This is a genomic window from Corallococcus sp. AB018, assembly GCF_003986945.1.
In the GTDB taxonomy this organism is placed as follows: domain Bacteria; phylum Myxococcota; class Myxococcia; order Myxococcales; family Myxococcaceae; genus Corallococcus; species Corallococcus exiguus.
Window position 1 is genome coordinate 60,745 of record NZ_RAWR01000006.1, and the last position, 12,587, is coordinate 73,331.

General features: G+C 68.0%; 12 protein-coding genes. 4 read left to right on the top strand and 8 right to left on the bottom strand.

What is annotated here, in order from left to right; all coding sequences use genetic code 11:
• Nucleotides 1-2: 2 nt before the first annotated feature.
• The 5 genes from D7Y11_RS02505 to D7Y11_RS02530 all read right to left on the bottom strand — a co-directional run bounded on the left by D7Y11_RS02505 (nt 3) and on the right by D7Y11_RS02530 (nt 6,939).
• Complete coding sequence (locus tag D7Y11_RS02505) at nt 3-485, bottom strand: hypothetical protein (protein ID WP_126932936.1); 483 nt, start codon at nt 483-485, stop codon at nt 3-5.
• 8 nt (nt 486-493) lie between these two features.
• Nucleotides 494-2,200, bottom strand: a complete 1,707-nt coding sequence (locus D7Y11_RS02510) for a serine/threonine-protein kinase (RefSeq protein ID WP_126932937.1) — start codon at nt 2,198-2,200, stop codon at nt 494-496.
• A 140-nt stretch (nt 2,201-2,340) separates the two neighbouring features.
• Complete coding sequence (locus tag D7Y11_RS45125; protein WP_199753680.1) at nt 2,341-4,050, bottom strand: hypothetical protein; 1,710 nt, start codon at nt 4,048-4,050, stop codon at nt 2,341-2,343.
• 14 nt (nt 4,051-4,064) lie between these two features.
• Nucleotides 4,065-5,033 (bottom strand): hypothetical protein, encoded by a 969-nt coding sequence (locus tag D7Y11_RS02525; protein ID WP_126932939.1) that lies wholly within the window; start codon nt 5,031-5,033, stop codon nt 4,065-4,067.
• A gap of 181 nt (nt 5,034-5,214) precedes the next feature.
• Complete coding sequence (locus D7Y11_RS02530) at nt 5,215-6,939, bottom strand: CpaF family protein (protein ID WP_126932940.1); 1,725 nt, start codon at nt 6,937-6,939, stop codon at nt 5,215-5,217.
• A gap of 241 nt (nt 6,940-7,180) precedes the next feature.
• Between D7Y11_RS02530 and D7Y11_RS02535 the strand changes: the two genes are divergently transcribed.
• From D7Y11_RS02535 to D7Y11_RS02545, 3 genes are all read left to right on the top strand, one after another.
• Nucleotides 7,181-7,747: a hypothetical protein gene (locus D7Y11_RS02535; protein WP_126932941.1), complete on the top strand. Its 567-nt coding sequence runs from the start codon at nt 7,181-7,183 to the stop codon at nt 7,745-7,747.
• A gap of 209 nt (nt 7,748-7,956) precedes the next feature.
• A complete protein-coding gene (locus D7Y11_RS02540) occupies nt 7,957-8,760 on the top strand; it encodes a hypothetical protein (RefSeq protein WP_126932942.1) in 804 nt (267 codons plus the stop codon).
• 25 nt (nt 8,761-8,785) lie between these two features.
• Complete coding sequence (locus tag D7Y11_RS02545) at nt 8,786-9,298, top strand: type II toxin-antitoxin system VapC family toxin (protein WP_126932943.1); 513 nt, start codon at nt 8,786-8,788, stop codon at nt 9,296-9,298.
• Between the two features lie 96 nt (nt 9,299-9,394).
• Here the strand turns inward: D7Y11_RS02545 and D7Y11_RS02550 are convergent, their stop codons facing one another.
• The 3 genes from D7Y11_RS02550 to D7Y11_RS02560 are packed head-to-tail and all read right to left on the bottom strand — an operon-like array spanning nt 9,395 to nt 10,811.
• A complete protein-coding gene (locus tag D7Y11_RS02550; protein ID WP_126932944.1) occupies nt 9,395-9,946 on the bottom strand; it encodes a hypothetical protein in 552 nt (183 codons plus the stop codon).
• Between the two features lie 11 nt (nt 9,947-9,957).
• A complete protein-coding gene (locus D7Y11_RS02555; RefSeq protein WP_126932945.1) occupies nt 9,958-10,398 on the bottom strand; it encodes a helix-turn-helix transcriptional regulator in 441 nt (146 codons plus the stop codon).
• Entirely contained in the window at nt 10,395-10,811 is a 417-nt protein-coding gene (locus tag D7Y11_RS02560) for a type II toxin-antitoxin system RelE/ParE family toxin (protein WP_158641884.1), read from the bottom strand. Before D7Y11_RS02560 ends, D7Y11_RS02555 begins: the two co-directional genes overlap by 4 nt.
• Before the next feature lie 1,123 nt (nt 10,812-11,934).
• Between D7Y11_RS02560 and D7Y11_RS02565 the strand changes: the two genes are divergently transcribed.
• Nucleotides 11,935-12,543, top strand: a complete 609-nt coding sequence (locus D7Y11_RS02565; RefSeq protein ID WP_126932947.1) for a hypothetical protein — start codon at nt 11,935-11,937, stop codon at nt 12,541-12,543.
• Nucleotides 12,544-12,587: the final 44 nt, after the last annotated feature.

Sequence of the window (12,587 nt, forward strand, 5' to 3'; positions counted from 1 at the left end):
GGTCAGCGCCGGACTTCCGCGGGCACCTGCGGAAGCCAGCCCACCTCCAGCGCGCCCCACAGGCCCAGCAGGATGGCCTCCGCGGCGTCGTGGCGCAGCGAGGTGGGGCGGGGCGCGTGGGACCAGTCGATGACCCGCCGCGCGAGTGTGTCCGCGGCGTCCTTGGCCAGCGAGCCGCTGCGCTGCTCCCGTGCGTAGAGCAGCCGGTGCCGCCAGTCCTCCGCGGCCACGCGAAGCACGGGCAGGGCGCGGCGCAGGGCCTCGCGCTCCCAGACATCCGCGATGGGGCCACCGCCCTCCAGCACGAGCCACGCGAGCGGAGACGCGTCCTGGAGCACGGCGGGCACCGCGCGCTTGAGCCGCGCGTGCGTGCCGAGGTTCTGCGAGCGGTACCACTGAAGCCGCCCGTCCGCGCCAAAGCGCGCGAGCCCGCAGCGCAGGCCCAGGTCCACCGCGAGCAGAGCAGGACCCGGGGGCGCGGTCATGGCGTGGGCTACTTGAGGTACTGCTGCTTCCAGCCGCGGAGCTCGCTGAGGATATCCGCGCGGCCCGCCGCGTCGTCCGCGTTCTCCAGCCGCTTGATCTGCTTGTCCAGGTAGTTGAGGGCGGCCTGCTGGGTGAGCCCCTTGTGGACCTTGTTGTCGGCGTACAGGGGGCTGTTCTCGACCTGCTTCACGGTGTCGAGGATCAGGTTCTTCACGGCGGACTCGCTCGAGGACTCCGTGCGCTTGGGCGCCGGGACGTCGCGGACGGTCTTCACGGCCACGGCCTTGACGGTGGGCGGCACCGGTTTCGCCGGAGGGGGCACCTCGACGGCAGGCGCGGGAGCGGGCTCCTGCACGGGCGCGGCGACGACCTCCGGCGCGGGCGGGGGCGGCGTGGGTTCCACCTTCGAGGCGGGAGGCGGCGGAGTGGCGACGGCGACGACCGGCGGAGGCGCTTCGCTCCCCCCGCGCGTGGCGATGACCACGCCCACGGCGGCGAACAGCACGGCCGCGCCCACGGCGATGGGGACGAAGCGGCGCAGGGAGGTCGTCTCTTCCTGCGGCACCATCAGGTCGTCCGGCGGGACCGGCGGAGGTACCTGGGTGGTGGGGCGGCGCGCGTCCGCGTCGCTGACGGCGACCGCGGGCTTGGGCGGCGCGGGCTCGACGGGAGCGGGCGCGGTGGGGTTGGTGCGCGTGGCGCGGAGGGTGCGGCGCAGCTTGGACAGGTGCTGACGCAGGGCATCCGCGGAGTTGGGGCGCGTCTCCGGGTCCTTGGTGAGCATCTGCAGGATGAAGGCGTCCACGGCGGGTGGCAGGTCGGGGACGAACTCCGACGGCCGGGGCGGGCGCGCCTCCACGTGCTTCATGAGCAGGTCCACCGGGGAGCTGCCGATGAAGGGCAGCCGGCCGGTGATGATTTCGAAGGTGACGACGCCCATGGCGTACAGGTCCGTCATGGGTCCCACGGACTGGCCGCGGGCCTGCTCGGGCGCCATGTACTCCGGAGTGCCGACGACCATGTCGGTGCGCGTCTGCGCGGTGCGGACGGTGGGCCCTTCGCCGCGCTTGGCGAGCCCGAAGTCCAGCAGCTTCACGTAGCGCGTGCCGTCTGGCTGGCGCACGAGGAAGATGTTGCTGGGCTTCAGGTCGCGGTGCACCACGCCCGCGCCGTGCGCGGCGCCCAGGGCGGCGAGCACTTCATCCAGGAGGGACAGGGCCTCCGGGACGGGGAGGCGGCCCTTCTCCGCGAGGATGGCGTCCAGCGGCTGGCCATCCAGGTACTCCATGACGATGTACTGGCGGCCGTCAGGGAGCTGGCCGAAGCCGAAGATGTCGATGATGCCGCGGTGGCGGATGGCGTTGACGGCGCGGGCCTCCGCGAGGAGGCGGGCCACCTGTTCGGACGAGTGCGCCAGTTCGGGGCGCAGCACCTTCACGGCGACGCGCTTGCCGATGAGGGGCTGGATGCCGTCGTAGACGAGCCCCATGCCGCCCACGCCAATGCGCGAGCGCAGCTCGTACTCGCCCAGCTTCAGGCCGATGAGGGGGTCGGTGATGGCGGTGGCTTCAGTACCGGGGTGCTCCACGATGACCTTCGGTTCCGGTGGAGTCGGATGGAACGACGACAGCACGACGGTGCCATCGCGAGGGCACACCGCCGTCTCGGACGGAACGGTGAGGCCGCAGGTTTCGCAGATCAACTCGGATGACATCTCCACCGCGGGGGAGCGTAACAGGTGAAATCCCGGGAAGCGAAGTCAGGGCCCGGGGCACGCCGGGCAAGCAGACAGGCACCTGCCCCCGGGTCGCGTTTTCTCACCCGCTGGTGTCACACAGCGGGCGATGCAGTGGGTCAGGGCGTCGGGCATCCCACGGTGAACTGGGAGATGCCCTCGGTCCCATCCACGCCTCCGTCGCTGACTCCACCGGCCCCGCCACTGCCCAGCACATACGTTGGCTGGGACTCGAAGGTGACGCCTCCATTCACGCACCAACTGACCACGGAGGGGCCTCCGCGTCCTCCACCGCCTGGGCCGCCCTGACCTCCCTCTCCTCCAACGCCGCCCTGGCCTCCCGCGCCTCCGGTCGTCCGGACGTCTCGTGTGTCGGGATTGCCGGGGAGGGCTTTGCCTGTAATCGGGGGCATCGTCTTTCCACCAGGGCCCGGCGCACCGCCAACACCTCCCTGACCGCCTGCGCCGCCGCGCCCACCCATGCCGCCAGTGCCGGTCTGCAACGAAGTGGTGGCTTCGACAGTCACCTGAGCATCTGACACGAGCAGCGCGATGGATGCCCCACCGTTCCCACCACCCTTGCCTTCCTGGCCTCCGCACCCGGCACCACCACCACCGCCGCCGCCACCGCCGGTAGCGATCTGGGTCGCAGCGGCTTTGCAGCTGCCACCGGCTCCTCCGCCACCGCCGCCCGTGCCTGGCTTCCCGGGTTGGCCATCCTGCCCGGAGGCGCCAGCCACCCACATTCCCCCGGCGATGGCGCCGTCGCCCGTGCCCCCAGGGCCCGCGGATCCATTTCCACCCTTCGCGCCAGCGATGCCCGCAGCTCCTCCCGGAGCGTTGCACGTGCATTCGAAGTCGTTGCAACCGGCGTCGGTCACGAGCGCTTGAGCACCGCCATCTCCACCGCGACCACCTCCGCCATTGGGGCCGCCATCTGCCCCCATGTCTCCAGGCTGGGTCGGAAGATTTCCTCCGCCCTGGCCGCCTACGCGCGTGGCTTCACAGGACGAGGCTCCGCCATTTCCGCCAACGGAAATGCTGCTGCTGCTGTCCGACCCGGTGTTCCCTGCACCACCATCCAGTCCGACGCCTCCGTTTGTGCCAGCACTACCCGGAGCTCCGTTCCCGGCCGCGACGAAAACCTTCCGGAGGACGACGTTCTGGCTGCCAATGACCCGCAGCGCGATGGAGGGCTCACCGGCATTGAGCGCATCAGCGGAAGCGATGGTGAGGCCTTCCAACAGGACGTCCGCGCCAGCGACGTCTCGAACGGTGAACGGGATCGTGCCGCCGTCGAAGAACGTGGTGCCGCCGCCATCCTTGAATCGGTCCCAGAACTGGTTTCCGCGCCACGTGTATCCGCCGTAGAGCGAAACAGGCACGTCCACCACGGGCGCAGGTTCGTTGTACGTGCCGGTGCCCAGGTACACGATGTTGCGTCCCGTGCCTCCGTCACGGATCTCCCGGAGGGCGCGAGCCAGGGTCTGGAAGGGCCGCTCGCGGGTTCCATCGTTGCCGTCGTCCCGGCCATCCGTCGGATGCACGAAGTAGCCCGCGTCCGCGACACCGTCGATACCGTCGCAGTCGTTGTCGAAGCCGGTCAGGTCGGGGTAGTCCACGCCGCCGTCTCCGCAGGGAGGAGGCGTGACGTCTCCGCCGTCGCCCGCGTCACCCGCGTCCGGTCCACCGTCCCCGCTCGCCTGCGGTCCGCAGCGGCCCTCGCCCTGACAGTTTTCATAGGCCGCGTCGAAGTCACTGCAGCCGCCCACGCTGAGCACCGCACCGAACACCGCGCCCAGCGCGCCGACCTTCCAGAGGTTCCGCATGGCTTTCCCCGTGCTCACTGCCACGTCCCAGCGAAGCTCAGACCACCGCCCTGGGGCGTGAGCGTCACGGACGGCTGAACGTTCGTCTGCTGCACCGGCAGGAAGTACATCAGCGCGCCCGCCGCGATGGCCGCCGCGCCCACGCCGATACCCACCGCGCCAATCGCCTGCGAACGCTTGCCGGAGTCGCGCAGCTTCTCCGCGTCCTGCAGGTTCGGATACTCGTTGTTGTTCAGGTCGCTGAGCTTGCTCCGCGACTGCACGAAGAACACCGTCCCCACGCCCGCGAGCACCACGCCGCCCGCAGCCGGCACCCAGGCCCACTTGCGGCGTCCCGGCGTCTCCACCGTCGGCGTGTCCGTCAGTCCCATCTCGGTGGGGGGCTGCACTCCCGGCGTCAGGTCCGGCCCTGGCACAGGCTGCTTCACGCCCGGCGTCACGTTGGGCGTCTGCTGCGCCACGGGAGGCGTCACCGGCGGCGCCACCGGCTCCGGGCGCAGCACCCGCAGCGTGCGCGGCACCACCACGTCCAGCGACTTGTTGAGCGCGTCCAGCACCTGGTCCTCGCTCACGCCAGGGACCGACTGCTCGACCAGCGGCGCGCCATCCTGCGCCGTGTACACGCGCACGCCCGCCTTGTACGCGTTCAGGTACGGGCCAATCTCCGTCACCATCACCACGTCCGTCTTCGCCGCCAGGCCCAGCGACGCGATGCAGGACGGCTGCGTGCGGTTGCAGCGCATCATCGCCGTGCGCTTCTTCTTCGGAAGCGTGCGCGTCACGTCCTCCACGCGGATCACCTCCAGGCCGCGGGCCTTGAGCTGCTCGGCCACGTGCTCCTGGGCGGTTCCAACGAGGTAGCGCGGCGTTCCCCGCGTCACGTCCGTGGGCGCCAGCAAGACGGTGACGGGTTTCGCGGAGGAAGCGGGTGCGGGCGCCTGGGCGACCACCAGGGTGAGCGCGGCGAGGAAGGGGATCAACACGGGAGCACTTTCTCCCCTGACCCGTCCTCCTCGCAAGGTCAGGATTCGAGGACCCGCGTGGTGGGACAGGGCCCCACCCACCCGGGGGCGACGCCGGTGTCCGGCGCCGGGCCTCCCGCGTGGAGGTTTCACGTCGCCGTGGCCGGGGAAGCCCGGACAGGGTCCCCTCGCCTTTGGGCGGCTACCGGCGCGTACGATCCGGAACCGGGCGGATCTGCGTCTTCTCCGACGTGTTCAGCTCCGTCTTCGGCCGGTCGTCGTCCTCGTCCTCGTCATCCGAGGGCGGTGGCGGCGGACCCGGCGGACGACGCGTGGGCGTGGCACCCGCTCGCAGCGTGTTTGCCGGCGGGGTGCCGGGACGCGCCGGAGCGGGCGGCGGCCGGCGCGGCGGCGGCGTATTGCGCGCGGGCGAGGCCTCCGCGAGCAGGTCCTCGGACACCTGCACCAATGGCTCGGAGGGCGGCGTGGAGCGGGTGTCCTCCTGCTCCGCGAACGGGTTGCGCGTGGGCGGCGGCGTCTTGTCGTCGTCCTGCGGAGGCGGCGGGCGCGGCGGCGTCGAGGGCCGCAGCGCCGGAGCGGCCTTCGCGGGCGGCGGAGCCGGAGCGGCGGCGGGCTTGGGTGGGGTCGCCGCCGGCTTGGGGCCAGCGACGGGGCCGTCCGGGGCCGCGTTGCGGAGCACCTGCTCGAACTTCGCCCAGTCCTCCTTGAAGTGCGCGGGGTCCGGCAGTCCCTGCTCGCGGTGCTTCAGCGAGGGGGCCCAGCGCAGGGTGTACGCCTCGCCCACCTGGAAGCTGGGCGGGGGCGGCACGCCGTAGGTGGCGGGGTCGAAGAAGGCGTCGTCCAGGTCGTCGAAGCCGTACGCGCGCGCCTTCTGGATGAAGTTGGGGATGATGCCGGTGGGCGCGTGGTAGCCCAGGATGTTCTCGTGCTCGTCCTTGGCGACGGGCGTGAAGACGAAGATGTCCTGGGTGCGGTACTCGCCCTTCTCGTTGAGGGGCAGCACCTCCGACAGGGCAATCGTCTTGCGGCTGCCGTCGTGGAGGCGCTCGCAGCAGATGACGAAGTTGATGGCGCTGGCCACCTGGGCGCGCACGGCGACCATGGGCAGCTCCACGGACGACATGAGGCACAGGGATTCAATGCGGCGCAGCGTGTCCGTGGGCGTGTTCGCGTGCGTGGTGGCCAGCGAGCCGCCGTGGCCGGTGTTCATGGCCTGCATGAGGTGGAAGGCCTCGCCGCCGCGCACCTCGCCCACCACGATGCGGTCGGGGCGCAGACGCAGCGCGGAGTGCAGCAGGTCTCCCATGTCCACGGCGCCCTTGCCGAACTTGTCGGCGGGGCGGGATTCGAAGGCCACGATGTGGGACTGGTTGAGCTGGAGCTCGGCGGAGTCCTCGATGGTGAGGATGCGCTCCTCGTCCGGGATGAGGGACGAGACGATGTTGAGCAGCGTCGTCTTGCCGGAGCCCGTGCCGCCGGCCACCAGCATGTTGAGCTTGGTGGCGATGCCAGCCTCGATGAGGCGCGCCATGGGCTTGGTCAGCGACTTGAACTTCAACAGCGAGTCGATGCTCAGCTTGTCCTTGAAGAACTTGCGGATGGAGATGGTGGTGCCGTTGCGCGCGATGGGCGGAATCACCACGTGGATGCGGCTGCCGTCGGGCAGGCGCGCGTCCAGGCGGGGGCGCTCCTCGGTCAGGGGGCGGCCCACGAACTGGGCCATGTTGCGCGCGGCGCCGATCAGACCTTCTTCGGAGAAGGCGGCATCCGTCTTGATCAAGCGGCCCTTGCGTTCGATCCACACGTCGGTGGGGCCGTTGATCATGATTTCCGACACCGACTCGTCATCCAGGTAGAGGAGGACGGGCTTGAGGAAGGCGCGGAGCGACTCGGTGTACATCGTCATGGCGGGAGCAAGGCTAGCGCGCTCCGGCCCGGGCCCCAAGCTCCCGCCTTGAGTGCCTGCTCGCTTTCCGGTGTGGCGTTCCGGCACGATGCCACCCGGAGGTGGCCATCCGCCCTCCGTTCCCGAGGAAGGAGTGCCAGCCCATGCGCGGTCCCTGGTGGTGCTGCCTGGTGTGCTGGCTTGGGGGCTGCGCGTCCTCCGCCGCGCTCGACCCGGACCTCGTGCGGCTAGAGCCCAGACCATGAAGCGGCTGCTGCTCGTGGGCGCGGTCCTGTGCGCTGGGTGCATGCGACGCGAGGCGAATCCATCCGACTCGCTGGCGTCGGAGGACCGCTCCATTGTCTTCCCTGAGATGTTCGCGCGAGAGGCGCTGACCGTCGCTGCGCCGGGGCAGCCGTACTCGCTGGAGGGCGGCCTGCTTCGGGCCATGCTCGTGGCGGCTGATGACTTCCTTCCCCGCCAGCCGGAGGGACGGTCCTGTTGGAGCAGGAGGGAGGCCCATCGCTTCAGGCTCCTCCGTGAAGGGGACATCGTCTTCATCCGCATGGACCTGGACCCGCGTGCCTGTGAACCCGGTGGGCTGTCGCTGGACGGCGGTGTCATGTACGCGGTTCGACTGTCGGACGGACGCATCCTGCGGCGGCTCCACGATGGTGAGCCGGAGGGACCGCTCGGCCCTGGTGGCCCCGATGCGGGCGTGCCCACCGGCCCTTCGGACCCGTCCATCCCCGTGGGAGACACCTCCTGGGGCCAACAGCAGCCCTCGTTTCCAGCCCAATGGCTGGACGCCGGGAGCCCCAATCCCTAAGCGGGCCCCCTCAGAACGCGCGCGCTGGTCTAAACCACCGCTCACGATCCTCGAACACCTATGCGGCGAGGGGAGAGGACCGACGCAGGGCTGGACTGGACTCGCCGGAGTCGTTCCGCGCCTGGAGGTAGGCATCCACGTTGTCCAGCAATTCGTCCATCGACTTGCAGCGATGGTTCCGATAGCGCCGTGCTATGCCAAGAGGCGGGATGAACGACGAGAACCTAAAGTTTGAGATCGACGGGCCCGAGGTCCACAAGGGCACTGTTGACGCTGAGGCCGCGCTCAAGCTCTTCCTGGCCTACCTGGAGCTCGTCCGACAGGCCGCCGGGAAGCGCGGCGCCGACCTGAAGTTTCACGGGCTGGAAGTCGAGGAGAAGTGCCTGCGGATTGGCGCCCGCCCATCCAATCCCGAAGCCGCCCTGTTCGGTGCGCTCGAAGTCAGCGCGATGCTTTCCGGCGACCTGAGTGTGCCGCGCACCCTCGCAAAGCCTCTAAAGATTTTCCGGGGGCAGGTCGCGAACTTCCCCCAGCACATCAAGAGTTCCTCCGTGCAGGTGGGGCGCTTGAAGCCTTTCGATGTCCACGTCTCCCAGGAAGAGTGGACAAAGGTCCAAGCAAGGCCGCGGTACCTGACCGTAGCGACGGAGAAGGCGCCAGCGTTCGTGCCGGTGCCGGAGTCGTTCTCCGGGCGCGCCACCGTGACGAGCATCGGAGGCGGTAAACCCATGGTGGGGCTCGACGCTCGAATCGAACGCGGGGAGATGACGCTCAACCTCACGACGGACCTTGCGCTCCGGATCGCGCCGTACCTCTACAAGGAAGTCGACGTCGAAGCGCGAGTCATCCGCGATGCGAAGGGGGGCATCACCGAAGGGGAGCTCCTCGACTTCGATCCGGTGACGGACGAGGACCCGACGACAGCGTGGGGCAACTTCTACCGTGAGGCCAGTGGGGGCGAGTTCGAGGGGTTGAGCCTCGACGAGCTGAACAAGGAGCTCGGGCGTGATTGATCCCAGCAGACTGCCCAAGCGAGTCATGTTCGACACGAACGTGCTCAGCTTCGTTTTCGACCCGCCGACGGGGCGGGCTGAAGAAGCCCCTTCACGCGAGCTGTGGGATGCGCTCGTCGCCAACCGGCGCGACATCCTCATCCCCGCGCCCTCCCTCGCCGAGTTCATGCGCCGCGGCCACAAGGCCCCACCAGCTGTGCGCAACGTCGAAATCATCCCCTTCGACACGCCTGCGGCGCTCATCTTGGCCACTGGCCTGCCCATGTCCGTCCTCAAGGCCGTCAACGGGACGGGCACGAGCATGACGCACCTGAAGTTCGACTCGATGATCATGGCGTGCGCGGCGCGCGGTCGTGCGGACGTTCTCGTCACCTTCGACCCGGACCACCCCAAGCTGAAGGCCCAAGCCGGGCGGGCGTTCGCCAAGTTGTCGGTGATGACGCCCCCCGAGGTTCTGGCGTGGGTAGCGGCTCCAGCAGCTGCAGCGCCGGCCCAGGCGGCTCTGCCAGCCACCACGGCAGTGCGCCCGCCGTCGTAGCCCTGCTTCGACGCTTGGCGAGGCTCCCAGGGCCTCCACAACGCAAACGGCCCGCCCCAGGGGACTGGGAGCGGGCCGCTCACTACCGGGGCGGAACTACGCCTGCGGCATGTCGCCTTCCGCAGTCATGTCCTTGCCCACCATCGCGTGGAACTCGACGCGGCCCTTATTCGCCCGGCCGGGGCGGTAGACGGGCAGCATGAACTGCGGCAGCCCCATCTTCGCTAGGCTCGTAGACATCTCAGCTCGCGCGTATGGCCAGACGTTCACGACGCCGTTGATGTTGGCGAACTGCCCGAGTCGCTCGTCCCACTCGGCCGGTGCCGGCTTCTTGAGCGCATACTCAAGGGCATAGGCGATGTGGAACTCAACGAGCTTGCCCCACTCCGCATCGCGCTTCGCTTTCGTGTGAAGTGCGCTGTCAAGCTTGAACCTCACATCGAAGCCGGGGCGCTCATCCCGCCTGCGCCACTCGCAGCTGTATTCAAACTCAAGGGCAATCGAGACGCCGGGCACCGCGTCCTGAGAGGCAATCCTGGCGACGAGTTCTTCCAGGCGAACCGCGAGGAGGTCGACGGCGTTGGAGACTTCGGCCAGGGCCTTGGGATCAATCTTCGGGGGTCCGGGTTCGGTCGTGGCCTTGGTCATGGCTTGGTGTTTCAAACGGAGTGCAGATGGATGTATTCGCCCTGCGTGGTCGACGTCTCGACCCCTCGACTGAACAGTCGAAGATTCGAGACGGCGACCGGCAAAGCGGTCTCCGTGATGTAAGTGTGGCGCGGCGCAGGAGCCTTCCGGTACTCGCGCCGCGGCTCCGGCGAAGCTTGAACAGTCTCGACCGGAGGCGCCTCGGCCTTCTGCGCCTCGCGGTCAACGAGCACGAACTGAAGCTCGGCGCCGAGCGCTTCGGCAATCATGGCCGCCGTAAAGACAGTCAGATTGCGATTGGGGGACAGCCAACGAGTCACGGCGGAACGCTCAACCCCAAGCTTCTTCGCCAGATCCGTTCGCTTCATCCCGCGCTGCTCAAGGAGTCCCAGAAAGCTGTCGAGCAAGCGGAACGCCGCAGCGTAACCAGCAGTATACTTGGCTTGCTTCATCGCTTTTTGCCTCGGTCTTGTGGGTGAACCCTCAATGCGGATTGCTTCAACTGCTCTTCCCTCGCTTTAATCTCTTTCTCGATGCGCTCGACCCTGATGATATCATTCGGGTCTGTCTTTCCAGTCTTCTTGGTCGCCCCATGCGTGATGACCAAATCGTTACCGTCGCGATAGAAAAACAGGCGTTTCTTGTGGACCTTGAATTCGCCTAGATTCCCGCAATAAGGCAGCGGATATTTATACAGTGTATCGATCCTGCACTGCCCGTTGTCAGCGACCAGTTGGAACGTGGCCTGGAACTGCGATCGCTGCTTTTCGTCGCATTCACCGTCGAAGAACTCTTCGCCCAGGTACCGCTCGTTGTTGCCGGCACCCCACACGATCCGCAACTTGGCCGTCGGCCCACGGTCCATCGCGATTTTTCGAGGTCCAGTCACTTCCTCGGGTTGTTGCCATAGATGGTAACAACACGCAAGAATCTTGCAATCTGCCCTCCAGTACCCCAGCAACATCGGCCGCTTAGCGGGCAGCACCAGCCCGCCCCATACGGCCCTACTGTAAGCGCCGTAGGCTAGACGGGCCGCGGGCATCCAGTGTGACAAGCGGGCGCGCCCCTGTTTGCCAGGTGGCAAGGCGTCCACGCTGGCCGGGGGACCGCTGCAATCGATTGCAGGGCTGACTTGCCACCTGGCAAGACGCCTACTCGCCGCGCGGGCCTCAACGGCGCGAACAGCGCGGCAGCCAGGTGAGCTCCTTCAGTGAGGCGCCCTGGAGGGCTTCCCGGTTACGCCGGCGTGGCAGCGATTATCCGCCCCGGGCCGCGCACTCATGCATGAGTTGCCGCACGGAGAGTGCGATTAAACGGCCGGCGGGGTGACTATCCCGGCAATTGCGCATTCCTGCTTATATCTACGTACCACACGGGTCGTCTCATATGCTTATGCTGCCCTCTGCGGGTGCGAATTATCTGGACATTATTCTGAATATTCCTCACCTCCACATACGCTGACACACGGCACTGCATATGTATGACCTACCTGCGTCGATCGCTTAAGTACTCGTAACTACTAGAAACGTACCTCCCCACCCCCTCCCCTAACCTGTTCTGATCTCCTATAGATCAGAGACACTGATCCGATCTGCGTCATCTAATTTGTGTGTCTATGTAATACCTGTTTCCTGAGAGGTACTGCCCTATATGTGTGTATATCCCTTGGGTAGGTAGGTAGATAGTGAATGATATCAAGAGCTTAAGGGCTACCTACCCCCATCCCTACCCCACCCCGCCCGCTCCCCACCTGACGCCCCGATGCAGAACAACGTGCGCCAATTTCAGCCCTGACGTAATTTTTGACTACACTGTCGCATATAGGCGCACCCGCCCCATGTGTCTGGGTCCTACATAGGGGTACACTGCCTACGGGTGCGCAGACCGCGAGATCTCGCTAGGTCCAGGGCGCCCAAGGTCCCGCCGCCCCCAGCGCCGTAGCCCGGTCAAAGTTCCGGCTTCCGCCACCTGGTGGTACCCCGTGGAGGATGGGCTCGAAGAGCGCACCAGCGAAGACCAACGGCTGCCCGCCGGGCGAGTGCGCTTGCACGCCCCCCCTGGCCATGCGCGCCTACGCCCGCCACCGCGGGGCGCACCACGAAACGGTGCGCGCGGCCATCGAGTCCGGGCGCCTCCGGGAGTCCGTCCGGGACGGCAAGGTGGTGGACGTGGCCCTCGCAGACCGCGAGTGGGCGCGGAACACCAGCTACTCGGAAGCGCCCATCTCCGTCCGCGAACGCGAGGCCGCGCGCGAGCTCGCCGCCTCGAAGGCGCCTGCGGCCGGCCCTCGCCCTGCCCCACTACCCGCCGACGTGCCCCCTGACTCCGAGCTGTCGAGCAACGAGGCCGCGCGGATCAAGACCTACTGGCAGGCCAGGCAGGCAGAGCTGGACTACCGCCAGGAGGCCGGGGAGCTCGTCCCCGCGCGCGACGTCCGCGCGAAGCTGGAGGACGTGTTCCGCACCTGCCGGACGCACCTGCTGGGCGTCCCGTCCCGGGCGCGCCAGGCGATGCCGCACCTCACCGCCTCCGACGTCGGGACGCTGGAGAACCTAGTGCGGGAGGCCCTTGACGAGCTCGCGGAGAGCGCGTCGTGACGCGCCCGCTGGCCTGGGTACGCCGCGCGGCTCGGATGCTGGTG